The organism is Leclercia sp. 1548 (assembly GCF_050435045.1).
Taxonomy (GTDB): Bacteria; Pseudomonadota; Gammaproteobacteria; order Enterobacterales; family Enterobacteriaceae; genus Enterobacter; species Enterobacter adecarboxylatus.
Map to the genome: position 1 here is coordinate 203,038 of NZ_JBNDJP010000008.1, position 15,994 is coordinate 219,031.

15 protein-coding genes are annotated in these 15,994 nt (G+C 56.8%); 6 read left to right on the forward strand and 9 right to left on the reverse strand.

Going from position 1 to position 15,994, the window contains the following annotated elements; translation table 11 throughout:
• Positions 1 to 109: 109 nt before the first annotated feature.
• Positions 110 to 1,729 (forward strand): ATP-binding cassette domain-containing protein, encoded by a 1,620-nt coding sequence (locus ABIE02_RS19920; protein WP_336995096.1) that lies wholly within the window; start codon positions 110 to 112, stop codon positions 1,727 to 1,729.
• A 41-nt stretch (positions 1,730 to 1,770) separates the two neighbouring features.
• On the opposite strand, the gene ABIE02_RS19925 is transcribed toward ABIE02_RS19920, so the two are convergent.
• Positions 1,771 to 2,061, reverse strand: a complete 291-nt coding sequence (locus tag ABIE02_RS19925; RefSeq protein ID WP_032615816.1) for an HTH-type transcriptional regulator — start codon at positions 2,059 to 2,061, stop codon at positions 1,771 to 1,773.
• Between the two features lie 332 nt (positions 2,062 to 2,393).
• On the opposite strand from ABIE02_RS19925, the gene ABIE02_RS19930 reads away from it, so the two are divergent.
• Positions 2,394 to 3,104, forward strand: a complete 711-nt coding sequence (locus tag ABIE02_RS19930) for a DUF3053 domain-containing protein (protein WP_032615819.1) — start codon at positions 2,394 to 2,396, stop codon at positions 3,102 to 3,104.
• A gap of 337 nt (positions 3,105 to 3,441) precedes the next feature.
• Positions 3,442 to 3,654 (forward strand): transcription antiterminator/RNA stability regulator CspE, encoded by a 213-nt coding sequence (cspE, locus tag ABIE02_RS19935; protein ID WP_032615822.1) that lies wholly within the window; start codon positions 3,442 to 3,444, stop codon positions 3,652 to 3,654.
• Positions 3,655 to 3,709: 55 nt separating this feature from the next.
• Here cspE and ghrB read toward each other — a convergent pair whose 3' ends face one another.
• From ghrB to ABIE02_RS19965, 6 genes are all read right to left on the reverse strand, one after another.
• Entirely contained in the window at positions 3,710 to 4,684 is a 975-nt protein-coding gene (gene ghrB / locus ABIE02_RS19940) for a glyoxylate/hydroxypyruvate reductase GhrB (protein ID WP_032615824.1), read from the reverse strand.
• Between the two features lie 27 nt (positions 4,685 to 4,711).
• The gene (locus tag ABIE02_RS19945) at positions 4,712 to 5,992 is read right to left on the reverse strand and encodes an MFS transporter (RefSeq protein ID WP_032615826.1); all 1,281 of its coding nucleotides are present in this window, start codon (positions 5,990 to 5,992) and stop codon (positions 4,712 to 4,714) included.
• A 108-nt stretch (positions 5,993 to 6,100) separates the two neighbouring features.
• Entirely contained in the window at positions 6,101 to 7,039 is a 939-nt protein-coding gene (locus ABIE02_RS19950; RefSeq protein ID WP_077226491.1) for a sugar kinase, read from the reverse strand.
• 4 nt (positions 7,040 to 7,043) lie between these two features.
• Positions 7,044 to 7,793 (reverse strand): sugar phosphate isomerase/epimerase family protein, encoded by a 750-nt coding sequence (locus ABIE02_RS19955; RefSeq protein WP_103793562.1) that lies wholly within the window; start codon positions 7,791 to 7,793, stop codon positions 7,044 to 7,046.
• Positions 7,794 to 7,894: 101 nt separating this feature from the next.
• Positions 7,895 to 8,911, reverse strand: coding sequence for a LacI family DNA-binding transcriptional regulator (locus tag ABIE02_RS19960; RefSeq protein WP_059308976.1), 1,017 nt, complete (start codon positions 8,909 to 8,911; stop codon positions 7,895 to 7,897).
• A 495-nt stretch (positions 8,912 to 9,406) separates the two neighbouring features.
• Positions 9,407 to 10,069, reverse strand: coding sequence for an OmpA family lipoprotein (locus ABIE02_RS19965; protein WP_059308975.1), 663 nt, complete (start codon positions 10,067 to 10,069; stop codon positions 9,407 to 9,409).
• Positions 10,070 to 10,237: 168 nt separating this feature from the next.
• Here ABIE02_RS19965 and ABIE02_RS19970 point away from each other — a divergent pair, with 168 nt between their 5' ends.
• Positions 10,238 to 12,565, forward strand: a complete 2,328-nt coding sequence (locus ABIE02_RS19970; RefSeq protein WP_204231477.1) for a molybdopterin guanine dinucleotide-containing S/N-oxide reductase — start codon at positions 10,238 to 10,240, stop codon at positions 12,563 to 12,565.
• Here the strand turns inward: ABIE02_RS19970 and ABIE02_RS19975 are convergent.
• Both ABIE02_RS19975 and tag read right to left on the reverse strand, forming a co-directional pair.
• Complete coding sequence (locus ABIE02_RS19975; RefSeq protein WP_059308974.1) at positions 12,528 to 12,974, reverse strand: N-acetyltransferase; 447 nt, start codon at positions 12,972 to 12,974, stop codon at positions 12,528 to 12,530. The two genes, ABIE02_RS19970 and ABIE02_RS19975, sit on opposite strands and share 38 nt — an antisense overlap.
• Positions 12,952 to 13,533: a DNA-3-methyladenine glycosylase I gene (tag, locus tag ABIE02_RS19980; RefSeq protein WP_059308973.1), complete on the reverse strand. Its 582-nt coding sequence runs from the start codon at positions 13,531 to 13,533 to the stop codon at positions 12,952 to 12,954. Before tag ends, ABIE02_RS19975 begins: the two co-directional genes overlap by 23 nt.
• A gap of 180 nt (positions 13,534 to 13,713) precedes the next feature.
• Between tag and ABIE02_RS19985 the strand changes: the two genes are divergently transcribed.
• Entirely contained in the window at positions 13,714 to 14,415 is a 702-nt protein-coding gene (locus ABIE02_RS19985) for an autotransporter domain-containing protein (RefSeq protein ID WP_032615858.1), read from the forward strand.
• A 194-nt stretch (positions 14,416 to 14,609) separates the two neighbouring features.
• Positions 14,610 to 15,812, forward strand: coding sequence for an L-lactate MFS transporter (locus tag ABIE02_RS19990; protein ID WP_336995095.1), 1,203 nt, complete (start codon positions 14,610 to 14,612; stop codon positions 15,810 to 15,812).
• Positions 15,813 to 15,994: the final 182 nt, after the last annotated feature.

The window sequence follows — 15,994 nt, forward strand, 5'->3', positions numbered from 1 at the left end:
TCCCTCTGGAGCGCCCCCCAAAAATGAACAACCACGACTGATGAATTTCGAGCCTTGCTAAACGCCACCGCGTCGGCAGGGGATCTATTGATTTCATTCAGGAGTGCTTATGGCTCATTTTGCGCAATCCCCTTCTTTTATTTTGCATCAGGTCACCTGTCAGTTTGCGACGGGCGATACCCTTTTTGGTCCGCTGAATCTTTCGCTGGAGCCTTCACTTTGCGCGTTAGTTGGCCGCAACGGTAGCGGTAAGACCCGGCTCCTGCGGTTGCTGGCCGATCTGGACAAGCCAGCCAGCGGCCATATCGAACGTTTCGGCACGCACAGTTACGTTGCGCAACAGCACGATATCTCCCCGCAGACCACTCTGGCACAGCTGCTTGGTTATGAAGCTATCTTCGCGGCCCGGGCGCGGATCGACGGCGGTGATTACCAGCCTGACGATCTGGAGCGCCTGGACGGTTTCTGGGATATCGCCGAACGGCTGGGTGAGGCGTTCAGGGAGGCGCAGCTTCCGGCGTTTGCCCCTGACAGGCTGGCCTGCGAACTGAGCGGCGGCGAGCGGGTTCGCGCCCTGCTGTGCGGTGCGTTTGTGGCTAATGCGGATTATCTGCTACTGGATGAACCCACCAACCACCTCGATCGTCAGGGGCGGGAGTGGTTCTATGCCCAGCTGGCCCGGTATTCCGGCGGTGTGCTGGTGGCTTCGCACGATCGTGAGTTGCTGGAGCGGGTGCCGCGCATACTGGAACTCAGCGCTTCCGGTTTGCACAGTTACGGCGGAAATTATGCCGATTATCAGCGTCAGCGGGACGCGGAACAGCAGGCCGCCCGTGCGGCGCTGGAGCACGCCACAACCGAGCGCAAACGCACCCGCAGCCGCATGCAGAAAGAGCATGACGATAGCCTGCGCCGCTCAGCGAAAACCCTGCGCACGGTGGATAACCTTAATATCGCCTCGTTTGAGCGGGTGAAATACAAAGGCGCAGCAAAGGAGCGTCCGGGTACGTGGCGCAAACAGCATCATGAGCAGCAGGATGCATTGAACGCGGCGGTCAACCAGGCGCGGGAACGGGTCGAAGAGGATAACCCGGTGATGTTTACCCTGCCGGGCAGCCAGATTGCGGAGGGCAAACAGGTGCTGGTGTTAGAAGAGCTGGTGCTGCCGTATGTCTCAATGCCGGCGCTTAACTGGCGCATGGATGGGCCGATGCGGGTAGCCCTGCGCGGGCCGAACGGCTGCGGGAAATCCACGCTGCTGAAAGCGATTCTGGGTGAGTGCCTGCCTGCCGCTGGCTCCTGTCGTGTCTCTGTCAACACGGCGTATCTTGACCAGCATTTGTCGCAACTGGATCTGACGCAGTCCGTTATCAGCCATCTCAATCTGCATAACACACCGCTGGAGGAGGGCGTGCTACGGAGTCGTCTGGCACAGCTACAGTTGGGTGCGGATAAAGTCATGCTGCCGCTGGCAGAGCTAAGCGGCGGCGAGCGGTTAAAAGCGGCGCTGGCCTGCGTTCTGTGGCGGGAAGAGGCGACGCAGCTGTTGCTGCTTGATGAACCGACCAATCACCTGGATCTGGCCTCCACGCAGGGCATTGAGGCGGCGCTGGCAGGCTTTGCAGGTGCACTGCTGGTGGTGTCGCATGATGGGCATTTTCTGGATGGGCTTAATCTGACGCATGAACTGGTATGGCGTGGCGGGGAGTGGCAGGCTGAACGACGGTGACAGAAACATAAGCCCCCGCAAATGCGGGGGCGGAAACAAGACTACTCAGTCAACTGCTTGCGGAGTGCCGGGTTAGCCTGAATCAGACTCATCAGCTTCAGCTCGGTCATGGAGGGCTTCACTCTTTTAGATTCCCACTCCTGAACCATTGCTACGCTGACACCCATTGCTCGGGCGAAATCATCGGTTTTCATCCCTGTCCCTTTGCGTAAGCGCTCAAATTCCGTAAAGGGATTAGACTTTTGCGAACGGGTTACCGTTTGCGGTTTATCTTTAAAAACAATCTGTTCCAGACTGCTTAGCAGATCGAACATAGGATCTTTTAATTCCATTGAGGACTCCTCATAAATCACACTGCGGGATCGTGAACATTAGAGAGCAATTTAAGAATAGTCGCTAAAACTGAGAGGAGATCGTAACGTGCGTGATTAATTTTGCGAGATACGTTTCGCTCGCGGAATTTGAGGCCGCATGCTTATGCTAATGACTTGATTATTCAGTAGCGCCTTAGCATCAGGTATATTTTTGTAAATCGTAAGAATTTATATGGCAATAGCCGTTTTACATGAAAAGAGTATCTTGCAGGCCTGACCTGGACTATTCTTGGCAGCGTTGGGCACGCGTGTGCCGGTGTGCGCTTTTTTGGGTGAAAGGAGTAATAACAATGGCGACAGGAAAGCTCTGCTCTCGCTGGTTTGCGCCGCTTGCGGCGTTATTAATGGTAGTTAGCCTGAGTGGGTGTTTCGATAAGGAAGGCGATCAGCGCAAAGCGTTTATCGATTTCCTGCAAAATACAGCGATGCGCAGTGGTGAGCGTTTGCCAACGCTGACTGCGGATCAGAAAAAGCAGTTTGGTCCCTTCGTTTCTGACTATGCCATTTTGTATGGTTATTCACAGCAAGTGAATCAGGCGATGGACGCTGGTCTGCGTCCGGTGGTAGACAGCGTGAATGCGATTCGCGTCCCCCAGGATTATGTGACCCAGCGTGAGCCGCTGAGCCAGGCAAATGGCGCACTGGGTGTGCTGGGCCAGCAGCTGCAGAACGCTAAGATGCAGGCCGATGGCGCGCGCTCTGCGTTGAAACAGGGCGAAGACCTCAAACCTGTGTTCGACAAAGTGTATGAAAAAGTGGTGACCAAACCTGCCGATGCGCTGCAGCCGCTCATTCCAGCCGCGCAGATCTTCACTCAGCAACTGGTACAAGTGGCGGATTATATTTCGCAGCAGGGCACCCAGGTGAGCTTTGTCTCTAACGGCATTCAGTTCCCGACTTCGCAGCAGGCCAGCCAGTACAATACGCTGATTGGGCCGCTGGCAGCGCAGCACCAGGCGTTTAGCCAGGCCTGGGGCGCAGCGATGGCCGCAACGGAATAACGTCAGACGTTGTGCTCGCCTTTGCCGGGTAACGCCGTGCTTACCCGGCCTGCAAATCCGTAGGCCCATGCAAGCGAAGCGCAGGTTGGCAGATTAAAAACCCCGCTGCAAAGCGGGTTTTTTATAATGGTAGAAAATAAAGCTTGTCTTTGATCTCGTAACTATGTTTAATAGTCCTCGTCGGTTTGTTACACAGACCTAAAGCAGTTTAGTTAAGCAGTCCAGATGCGTTATCTTAGATACCCTTCGTAGTGACCCTTCCTTCATCGCTTAAAAATCTGTAACACATTCCATCATCGCGCCGGAAGGCAAAACAAATTTTTAAAAGGTAATCTCTATGTCTGGTAAAATGACTGGTCTGGTAAAATGGTTCAACGCTGATAAAGGTTTCGGCTTCATCACTCCTGACGATGGCTCAAAAGACGTGTTCGTACACTTCTCTGCTATCCAGAACGATGGCTACAAATCTCTGGACGAAGGTCAGAAAGTTTCCTTCACCATCGAAAGCGGCGCTAAAGGCCCAGCAGCTGGTAACGTTGTAAGCCTGTAAGCTTCCAACTCAGCTAAAAGAATTTAAAAACCCGCCTCTGGCGGGTTTTTTTCGTTCAGGGTTTGGCCTGCGGATTAACGCAGTTTTTATCGACCTTGCCCTGCAGGGCGTCGATCAGGTTATCCACTGCACAGGCCGCCATGTTGTAGCGCGTCTCATGCGTTGCAGAGCCAATGTGCGGCAGCGCCACGACGTTGGGCAGCTTCAGCAATTCTGAGCTGGCCGGTAGCGGCTCCTGCTCAAACACATCCAGCCCCGCCGCGTGGATCTCACCGTTTTTCAGCGCCGCAATCAGCGCCTGCTCATCCACCACTGGCCCGCGTCCCGCATTGATAAAGATGGCGGATTTTTTCATCTTCTCAAACTGCGCTTTACCCATCAGATGATGAGTTTCATCGGTCAGCGGCAGGATCAGGCAGACAAAGTCCGCTTCCTGCAACAGGGTATCCAGCTCGCAGTAGCGTGCGTTGAAACGCTCCTCTGCTTCTTTATGCTGGCGGCGTGCGTTGTAGAGGATTGGCATGTTGAAACCGAAGTGGGCGCGCTGCGCCAGCGCCAGACCGATACGGCCCATTCCGACAATACCCAGCGTTTTGCCGTGCACGTCGGTGCCAAACCAGTCCGGGCCGATGCTTTTGGTCCATTCCCCGGCTTTAACGCGTTCGGCCACTTCCACCACCCGACGCGCGCTGCTGAGCACCAGCGCCATCAGCGTATCGGCCACGGTTTCGGTCAGTACGGTTGGCGTGTGCATCAGCAGGACGTTACGGGCATTCAGCGCATCGACGTCGAAGTTGTCATAGCCCACCGAAATGGTGGAGGTCGCACGAAGCTTCGGCATTTTTTCCAGCAGCGCGGCATCCACTTTTTCGCTGGAGCCGAGCAGCCCGACGGCACCCGCGAAGGCGTCAGCATGCTGCTGTACCGTCTCCGGGCTGAGGTTGTTGACCCGGGTGACGGTGAAATGATTTTCAAGGCGCTGCTGTAACGCATCAGGCAGGGCTTTATACAAAATGACGGACGGCTTCATGCTAATCTCCGTTGATATTTAAAGGGTTCAGGCGTGGCGTGCGCCGACGGGAATGTTTTGATTATTAGCAGGCTTAACAATCAAAGTAAGCCATACAGAGGCAAAAAGCGCCACCCCCATAAAGATGTACGAGGCCGACGGGCTGCCGGTTGCACCGTTCAGATACCCCACAAACCACGAACCGAAGAAGGAACCCAGCGCACCCATGCTGTTGATCAGCGCCATCGCGCCGCCTGCTACGTTACGCGGCAGCATCTCCGGGATAATGGCAAAGAACGGACCATAAGGGGCGTACATGGCGGCACCGGCAATCACCAGCAGCGTGTAGGACACCCAGAAGTGGTTTGCCCCCACCGCCCACGAGCCGATAAAGGCGCAGGCAGCAATTAACAGCAGCGGCCAGACGAACAGCTTACGGTTTTGCAGCTTATCCGATGCCCAGGAGACCACGATCATGGCGATGGTCGCCGCCAGATAGGGTACGGAAGAGAGCCAGCCCACCTCGACCATACCGAGGTTATCGCCCGCGCTACGGATGATGGACGGCAGCCACAGGACAAAACCGTAAACCCCGATGCTCCAGGTGAAGTACTGCATGCACAGCAGGATCACGTTGCGTGAACGGAAGGCTTCACCGTAATTACGTACCGCTTTCAGCCCCTGCTGCTCTTTATCCAGCTGCGCCTGCAGCGCCGCTTTTTCATCTTCCGACAGCCATTTGGCCTGTGCGGGTTTGTCTTTTACCAGTACCCACCAGCAGAAGGCCCAGATCACCGCCGGAACGCCTTCAATAATGAACATTTCGCGCCAGCCGAAAGACTGGATCAGATACCCGGAGACTACCGACATCCACAGCACCGTCACCGGATTACCGAGAATAAGGAAGGTATTGGCGCGCGAGCGTTCGGATTTGGTAAACCAGTTGCTAATGTAGATCAGCATCGCGGGCATGACCGCCGCTTCCACCACGCCGAGGATAAAGCGAATGGCCGCCAGCGCCGGGATATTATTCACCACCCCGGTGAGGGAAGCACAGGCACCCCAGAGGATCAGGCAGATAAAGATCAGTTTGCGCACGCTACGGCGTTCAGCATAAATCGCGCCGGGGATCTGGAAGAAGAAGTAGCCGAGGAAGAAGAGGGCACCCAGCAGCGAGGAGACGCCTTTGGTGATCCCCAGATCTTCGGTGATGCCTGCGGCGGATGCGAAGCTGAAGTTGGCGCGGTCGAGATACGCCAGGCTGTACGTGATGAACACGACAGGCATGATGTACCACCAGCGTTTTACTGCATTTGTTGCACTGTTCATAGGCTTGCCTCTGTGATGGAGGGGGTAACCGCCGCTGTCTGTAGGGTACAGGGTGGTCTGTTTGTTTATTTCCTCTCCCCTGTAGGGAGAGAGCCAGAGCGAGAGGACTTATGCTTCCAGTTGTTCTCGCGTCGGTAATCCTTCGCTGTCGCCCTGAACCTGAATCGCCAGCGAGCCGATGATATTGCCGCGGGTGATGGCCTGATGAAGCGTTTTACCTTCCAGCAGAGCACTGACCACGCCCACGGCAAAACCGTCTCCAGCGCCGACGGTATCGACAACGTTCTCGACCTTCACCGCTGCCACGGCACCTTGCTCGCCGTCGGCGGTTTTAAACCAGGCGCCGTCGGCCCCGGTTTTCAGGATCACGGCTTTCACGCCCCGGTTCAGATAAAAATCAGCGATCCCTTCCGGCGTCTTTTCCCCGGTCAGGATCTGGCCCTCTTTCACGCCGGGTAATACCCAGTCGGCCTGGAAGGCGAGGTGGTTCAGCTTCTCCACCATCTCCGCTTCGCTTTTCCACAGCACCGGGCGCAGGTTCGGATCGAAAGAGATCGTCTTGCCCGCCGCTTTCATTGCGCCGGCAGCGTGATCGAGCAGGGCGTAAGAGCTGTGGGACAACGCTGCCGCCACGCCGCTCAAATGGAGATGCCTTGCTGCGGTAAACCAGACCGGGTTGAAATCCTCTACCGACAGGTGGCTGGCTGCCGAGCCTTTACGGAAATACTCCACGATGGGATCGGTTCCATCGGTGACCTTCGATTTAAGCTGAAAGCCCGTTGGATAACGGCCATCCAGGGTCACGCCTGCGGTCTCGATCCCCTCTTTTTTCAGGGTGTCGAGCACAAACTGGCCGAAGCTGTCATTGCCGACGCGGCTCACCCAGCCCACCTTCAGGCCGAGACGCGCCAGGCCGGTGGCGACGTTGAGTTCTGCACCGGCGACGCGCTTCATAAACTGATCGACGGCGCTAAGTTCGCCGGTCTTCGTGGCGACAAACATGGCCATGGCTTCGCCGATGGTGATGACATCCAGAGCATGCGGCATGGCGTTACTCCTCGCGCAGTAAATTGACGTAATGACGGGTGACAGCCGTCAGGTCTGGGCCTTCCAGAGGAAACTCAATTCCGCGTGGGGCGTCGGCAGGTAGCTGATCCAGCAGCGCCTGCCAGCGGGTGCTGTCATGATCCGGCGGCACGGCGCGATACTGTTGCTGATGGGGAACGGCGGCTTTTACATGAATATAGCTGACCGCAGGTGCCAGATGCTTCGCCGCCTCTTCCGGTGATTCTCCCACCCACAACCAGTTGCCCATATCAAAGGTCAGGGTCACCGGGAGATTCATCACCCGGCAGGCAGCTTTGAAACGCTGCATAGGGGCCAGCTGGCCATAGTTCGTCTGGTCATTTTCCACCACCAGCGTCATGCCGGTTTCATCCAGCAGGGCGCGCAGCGCATCGAGCTGCTGCCTATCGCTGAAATGACCGAGGGAGACTTTCAGCCACAGGGCATTGAGCGTCGCGGCTTCTTCAAGATAGCGGGGCAGCATGGGGTTGAGGATGCCATCCGGGGTAAACAGGGCATCGGGTGCGGAGTAGCAGGCCAGCAGGCCGAGCAGTTCAATGGAGCCAGCCAGAGTGGATAACGACGCCAGTTCGGCTTCGTTAAATAACTCCCGGCGGATCTCGACCCCGTCGGCACCCGCACCGGCGATCACGTGCAGGATGGCGCGTTGCCCCCCGGCTTCACGGACTTTGTCAGCGCCATACGCGGCGGTGACAACAATAATTTTTCTGCCCATTGGTGGACTCCATCACGTAGCTGATACTCTTTACGCTAGATGGAACCGGTTCCAAAGAAAAGTTCAGGATGCTGGATTTATGATCGCCATCACGAAGGGGGTTATCGGGCCGTGGAACCGCGGACGATCAGCTCGCCGGAGAAGACCTGCTCGCGCACCGCATCATCGGCGCCATTGATCCGGCGGACCACCTGCTCGACAGCGGCGAAACCAATCTGCCAGGTGGGCTGCTTAAGAGTGGTAATGCCCACGCCCGCCAGTTCGGCCCACTCCAGCTCGTCAAAGCCCAGCAGGCCGATGTCGCTCCCCCAGTGCAGACCAATGCGCTTCAGCGACCGGGCGACCTGCAGCGTTAACGCGCCGTTAGCGGAAATAACGGCTTTACGCATCCCGCGATGGCGGGTATGAAACTGGCGCAGGGCGTTGTCCAGCTGCTCAGACTCGTGAAGGGGAATTTCGACGTTTTCAGCCACCACGCCAGTATAGCGGGCGAGGGTGGTGCGAAAGGCGGTCAGGCGTTCGCGGCGGGTGTTGACCATCCCCAGGGGTTCGCTCAGGAACAGGATCGCTTCAAACCCTTGTTCAATAAGGTGTTCGGTGGCGGTGGTGGCGGCCTGGGTGTTATCCAGTCCCACCACATCGCAGGCAAAATCGGGAATTTTACGGTCAATCAGCACCATCGGCAGGGCAGACTGTTGCAGGCGGTTCAGTCCCTCTTCGCGCATCCCGACGGCGTTAACCACAATGCCTTCCACCTGATAACTGCGCAGCAGATCGAGATAGTGCAGCTCCTGGTCGACTTCGTTGTTGGTGTTACACACCAGCGGGGTAAAGCCTTTTTCCCGGCAGGCGGCTTCGATGCCGCTGAGGACATTTACGGAGTAGGGATTGGTGATATCGGCGATGATCAGGCCGATCAGGCGCGTGCGGCCATGCTTCAGGCCCCGGGCCATCAGGCTTGGGCGGTAATCGAGTTCGGCGATAGCCTGTTCAATACGGGCCAGCAGCGCGTCGGACAGCAGGTGTTTTTCGCCGTTGAGATAACGGGAAATGCTGGTTTTACCGGTTTTTGCGGCTTTCGCCACGTCGCTGATGGTGGGCCGTGTTGATTTGCTCATCGCTGATGTCCTTGCTTAGGGTGAGCATACCTTAACGCGAAAATGCCCGGTGGCGCTACGCTTACCGGGCCTGGGGAGTGTGCGGCCTGATGCCCTCACCTCGGCTCTCTCCCATAGGGAGAGAGAAAACCATCCCGAGCACGGTCTGCTCCCTCCTCCTTTGGGGAGAATGAGAAAACCACACCGCGCACGGTCTGTCCCCTCTCCCTTTTGGGGAGAGGGTTAGGGTGAGGGGACATCTCTGCGGCCTGATGCCCTCACCCCGGCCCTCTCCCACAGGGAGAGGGAGAAAACCATCCCGAGCACGGTCTGCTCCCTCCTCCTTTGGGGAGAATGAGAAAACCACACCACGCACGGTCTGTCCCCTCTCCCCTTTGGGGAGAGGGTTAGGGTGAGGGGAAATCGCTACGGCCTGATGCCCTCACCCCGGCCCTCTCCCACGAGGAGAGGGTGCAAACACTAAAAACGGCAACCAGGTTGCCGTTTTGCTTTTACTTACTGCACCGGGCTTAAGGTGATCTCAACGCGACGGTTCTGCGCTTTGCCTTCTGCCGTGCTGTTGCTGGCGATCGGATTGGCCGGACCCATGCCGCTGGTGCGAATGCGATTTGCCGCAACGCTCTGAGTGATCAGCGCGCTGGCTACCGCGTCGGCACGCTGCTGGGAGAGACGCATGTTCAGGTCCTTGCTGCCGGTGCTGTCGGTATAACCCAGCACGTTCACCGCGGTTTTTTCATACTCTTTCAGCACCATCGCCACGCCGGTCAAGGTGTTGGCACCCTCAGGTTTCAGCGTCGCGCTATTGCTGTCGAAGGTCACGTTGTTCGGCATGTTCAGAATGATGTTATCGCCACTGCGGGTGACGCTTACGCCAGTCCCTTTCATTTTGTCGCGCAGCTTCGCTTCCTGCACGTCCATATAATAACCGGCACCGCCACCCAGCGCTGCGCCTGCTGCGGCACCAATCAGGGCACCTTTGCCGCGATCTTTTTTCGAGGAGGAGAGGACGCCAACGCCTGCCCCTACCAGGGAGCCGATACCAGCGCCAATGCCTGATTTACCCGCTTCGCGTTCGCCGGTGTAAGGGTTGGTGGTGCAGCCTGAAACAACCAGTGCGCCGCTGACTACGGCGGCAATCATAAGTGCGCTTTTTTTCATCTTCTTTCCTTAAGCTTTTTTATTCTTTGCCACGACGGGCGTGGCGGTTGATTATGACGTGCAGTTACGGAGAAAATTCCGGGGATAACTCTTAAATTTGTGTCAAACCATAAACAGCCTCAATGAAGGCTGAAAAAACCTGCAACCGGCAATCCAGGAGCACACGCTGTGACCACTTCTACAAAAACCATTCTGACGGCAGCCCACTGGGGGCCCATGCTGGTCGAAACCGACGGCGACAAGGTGTTGTCATCCCGTGGCGCGTTGCCGACGCAACACCCTAACTCCTTGCAAACCGCGGTGCGCGACCAGGTGCACAGTAAAACTCGTGTGCGCTGGCCGATGGTGCGTAAGGGCTTTCTGGCGTCACCCGAAAATCCACAGGGGGTGCGTGGGCAGGATGAATTTGTGCGCGTCAGCTGGGATCAGGCGCTGGATCTCATCGATGCGCAGCATAAACGTATACGCGAGAGTTATGGCCCGTCGTCGATATTTGCCGGTTCGTACGGCTGGCGCTCGAACGGCGTGCTGCACAAGGCGGCGACCCTGCTTCAGCGCTATATGAGCCTGGCGGGGGGCTACACCGGCCATCTGGGGGACTACTCTACCGGGGCGGCGCAGGCCATCATGCCCTATGTGGTGGGTGGCAACGAGGTGTACCAGCAGCAGACCAGCTGGCCACTGGTGCTGGAGCACAGCGAGGTGGTGGTGCTGTGGAGCGCTAACCCGCTCAACACCCTGAAAATTGCCTGGAACGCCAGCGACGAGCAGGGCATCCCCTATTTTGATGCGTTGCGTAAAAGTGGCAAACGCCTGATCTGTATCGATCCGATGCGCTCCGAAACCATGGATTTCTTTGGCGAGAGTGCCGAGTGGATCGCCCCGCATATGGGCACCGATGTGGCGATGATGCTGGGTATTGCCCATACTCTGGTGGAGAATGGCTGGCAGGATGAAGCCTTCCTTGCGCGTTGCACCAGCGGCTACGAGACATTTGCCGACTACCTTCTGGGCGCGACGGACGGCATCGCCAAAACCGCAGAGTGGGCTGCTGAGATTTGCGGCGTTCCGGCAGAGAAGATCCGCGAACTGGCGGCATTATTCCATAACAACACCACCATGCTGATGTCCGGCTGGGGTATGCAGCGCCAGCAGTTTGGCGAGCAGAAGCACTGGATGCTGGTCACTCTCGCGGCGATGCTTGGCCAGATCGGTACTCCGGGCGGCGGCTTTGGTCTTTCATACCACTTTGCCAACGGCGGTAACCCGACCCGGCGCGCAGCGGTGCTGGCCTCCATGCAGGGGTCAGTCAAAGGCGGTACGGATGCGGTGGATAAAATCCCGGTCGCCCGTATTGTCGAGGCGCTGGAAAATCCGGGGGGCTTCTATCAGCACAACGGTCTGGATCGCCATTTCCCGGATATTCGCTTCGTCTGGTGGGCGGGCGGAGCTAACTTTACCCATCACCAGGACACTAATCGCCTGATCCGCGCCTGGCAAAAGCCGGAGCTGGTGGTGATCTCCGAGTGCTTCTGGACCGCAGCGGCGAAGCATGCCGATATTGTACTGCCGGCGACCACCTCGTTTGAACGTAACGACATGACCATGACCGGCGATTACAGCAACCAGCATATGGTGCCGATGAAGCGCGTCGTGCCGCCGCGCGATGAAGCGCGTGATGACCTGGAGGTGTTTGCCGAGCTGAGCGAGCGCTGGGAGCAGGGCGGGGGCGAGCGCTTTACCGAAGGCAAAACCGATCTGGAGTGGCTGGAGACCTTCTATCAGATCGCCGGGCAGCGTGGCGCGGCACAGGGGGTGACGTTAGCGCCCTTTGCCGAGTTCTGGGAGGCCAACGCCATCGTCGAGATGCCGGCGTCCGACGAGAACGCGAAGTTTGTGCGTTTCGCCGATTTCCGTCGCGATCCCGAGAATCATCCGTTGAAAACCGAGAGCGGTAAAATTGTCATTCATTCTGAGCGCATCGCCAGCTTCAACTATGCCGACTGTCCACCGCACCCGATGTGGCTGGAGCCGGACGAGTGGCAGGGTAATGCCGAGCCGGAACAGCTGCAGGTGCTCTCTGCTCATCCGGCGCACCGTCTGCACAGCCAGCTGAACTACTCCTCTCTGCGCGATCAGTATGCGGTGGCCGGGCGCGAGCCGGTGACATTACACCCGGATGATGCGAAAGCGCGCGGCATTGCCGATGGCGACGTGGTGCGCGTCTGGAACCATCGCGGCCAGGTGCTGGCCGGAGCGGTGGTGAGCGACGGCATCAAGCCGGGAGTGATCTGTATTCATCAGGGGGCATGGCCGGATCTGGATGCTGAGAATGGCGGAATTTGTAAGAACGGGGCGGTCAACGTGCTGACCAAAGATCTCCCCAGCTCGAAGCTGGGGAATGGCTGTGCAGGGAATACCGCGCTGGCGTGGCTGGAAAAATATCAAGGGCCGACGCTTACGCTGACGGCGTTTGATCCGCCTGCCAGCTCATAAGCCAGGTCGGGTGTTGGGTATCTTCCTGCCAGGCGCTGTCTTCAATACGAAAGCCCTGAGCATGGTAGAAATTCACCGCCCGACTGTTCTTCTGGTAAACCTCCAGGCTTAACGACGGGTAGCGCTGCTGCACATGGTGGATCAGCGCATGCCCGATCCCCTGTCCGGCATAAGCCGGGTCGACAAACAGCGCGCCGACATAGGCTGACTGCATCACGCTGATAAAGCCGCGAAGCTGGCCTTTCTCTTCCCACACCCAGGTCTCTGCCGACGGCAGGTAGACCTCCCGTACCACCGGCTCGCTCTCCTGCCAGTACTGCGCATCAATAAATGGATGGGCCACGGTGGTGCTCTCCAGCCAGAGAGCCAGCAGTGGTTCGACATCGTCATTGAGCCATTTGCGGATCATCTTGACCTCCTGGATGACAGTGGCAGGACGTGACGTGATCGTTAACCAGCCCGCAGGCCTGCATAAAGGAGTAACAGATGGTGGTGCCGACGAACTTAAAGCCACGCTTTTTCAGCGCCTTCGACAGGGCATCTGACGCGGGCGTAGAGGTGGGGATCCCGGCGAGTGTCGCCGCCTGGGTCACCTGTGGAGTGTTATCGACAAAGGACCAGACGAAATCGCAGAACCGCTCGCCATTCTCCTCCATCGCTAAATAGGCCCGGGCGTTGCCAATAATGGCTTCGATTTTGCCGCGATGGCGAATGATCCCCGCATCCAGCACTAACCTGTCGACGTCGGCGGTGGTCATCCCGGCGACAAGGACCGGATCGAACTGGTGGAAGGCGCGGCGGTAGTTTTCCCGTTTTTTAAGCACGGTGATCCAGGATAACCCGGCCTGCTGGCCCTCAAGGCAGATCATCTCAAACAAATTCTTTCCGTCAGTTTCCGGCACGCCCCACTCTGTATCGTGATAGGCGATGTAGAGTGGATCCTGGCTAACCCAGCCACAACGTTGCATCGGTTGTCTCCCTTGTTGCTCCTGAAATTTCAAAAATTTCAATCGGCCCGGCTTGACGTGTCATCTAAAGAGACAATAGTTAATACAGGCTGATACGCAACATTCTTCATGTAACCGCGTAGCCTCACTATAAACAATCACAAATATCGCCGAATTCGGCTCTTCTCTGGAGTCGCTTTGATGATTATAAAAAAAATAAGTGGCCGCCATGCCGTAGGCCTGGTGAGTTTCGTGGCCTGTCTGCTGACAGGCAACACAGCAAATGCCTGGCAACAGGAATATATCGTTTCAGATACGAAAAGTAATACCACTGAGCGTTATACATGGGATGACGATCACCCACCGCGTTATGAAGATATTTTAAAAGAGCGGATCCTCTCTTCACAAAATATGCCCGGACTGGCGCTGACGTTGCCCGATACGTCACCGACGGACGCCACCAGCACGATGAGCGTGGGCTGGAGTATTCCCATTATCCGCCGTGTCACCACCGGACCGGTTGCCGCCTGGCATTACGACGGCTCCACGCCCAATATGTATAACGAGTTTGGTGATAGCGTGAATACCCAATCGCTGACCGACCCGCTGTGGCATGCCAGCGTCAGCACGTTGGGCTGGCGCGTCGATACGCGGCTGGGCGATGTGCGGCCTTGGGCGCAGATTAGCTATAACCAGCAGTTCGGTGATAATCAATGGAAGACGCAATCCGGGCTGGGGCGACTGACGCCGTCAACGCAGTACGGCAACTGGATGGATGTTACCGTTGGGGCCGATATGCTGATTAACCCCCATATGGCCGCCTATGCGTCAATGTCGCAGGCCGAGAATATGTCCACCGGGGAAGATTATCTCTATACGCTTGGTGTCAGCGCCAGGTTCTGAATACAGCGCATGAATGACCTGGTTTCCTCTTCTCTGGGGCGGGTACAGGCAGTCGTCCAGGTCATTCATTCCTGATTTTAGGCATTTCATTCCCGCCTCTCTGCACTTCATGCCGTTTTACCCCTGCTCATGTAGGGTTTTGGTTATCGTTGTCAGCAGTGAATTTCCCTTTTTTCTGCTGCAGGACAACTGCCATGAATACACCCTCTTATAATCGCACCCGTTGGCTGACCCTTATCGGTACCATCGTAACCCAGTTTGCGCTGGGTTCAGTCTATACCTGGAGCCTGTTTAATAGCGCGCTCTCCGACAAACTCAATGCTTCGGTCAGCCAGGTGGCATTCTCCTTTGGTTTGCTGAGCCTGGGTCTGGCGCTCTCTTCCTCCGTGGCCGGTAAATTGCAGGAACGCTTCGGCGTGAAGCGCGTCACTATGGCCTCCGGGATTTTGCTGGGGGTCGGCTTCTTCCTGACTGCACACTCCAACAACCTGATGATGCTGTGGCTAAGCGCCGGGGTGCTGGTGGGGCTGGCGGATGGCGCGGGCTATCTGTTAACCCTGTCGAACTGCGTGAAATGGTTCCCGGAACGTAAAGGGTTAATCTCCGCCTTTGCCATTGGCTCTTATGGTCTCGGCAGCCTGGGCTTTAAATTTATCGACAGCCACCTGTTGGCCACCGTCGGTCTGGAAAAAACCTTCATGATCTGGGGCGCTATCGTGCTGGTGATGATCCTGTTTGGGGCCACACTGATGAAAGATGCGCCGCAGCAGCAGGTACAGACGGTCAACGGTGTTGTGGAGAACGACTTTACGCTGGCTCAGTCAATGCGTAAGCCACAGTACTGGATGCTGGCGGTAATGTTCCTGACTGCCTGTATGAGTGGCCTGTATGTTATTGGCGTGGCGAAAGATATTGCCCAGGGAATGGTGAAACTGGATGCCGCAACGGCGGCTAACGCAGTGACCATTATCTCTATCGCCAACCTCTCTGGCCGCCTGGTGCTGGGGATCCTGTCTGATAAAATCGCCCGCATCCGCGTGATCACTATCGGCCAGGTGGTGTCGCTGGTAGGGATGGCAGCGCTGTTATTCGCGCCGCTTAATGAAGTGACCTTCTTCGCCGCCATCGCCTGTGTTGCCTTTAACTTCGGCGGGACTATTACTGTCTTCCCATCACTGGTCAGTGAATTCTTCGGCCTGAATAACCTGGCAAAAAACTACGGCGTTATTTATTTAGGCTTTGGTATCGGCAGTATTTGCGGTTCGCTTATCGCTTCGCTGTTTGGCGGCTTTTATGTCACCTTCTGCGTTATATTCGCCTTACTTATCCTTTCCCTGGCGCTTTCCACCACTATTCGCCAGCCGCAGCGCGAAGTATTTAAACAAGCGCATGCCTGATTAAATCTCACCCTAAGGGCCGGATATTCCGGCCTTTTTTGTTTCTGCAAGACGTTACGAACACGTCATGAGTATGTCATCGGACTTGTTTTTTTGTAAATATTTGCAGGGATCACATTCTCTGTTGCCACTTTTCCTTTTCCCTGTGGTCTACTTACCGCGCTTAAAGACGTTTCCGATAA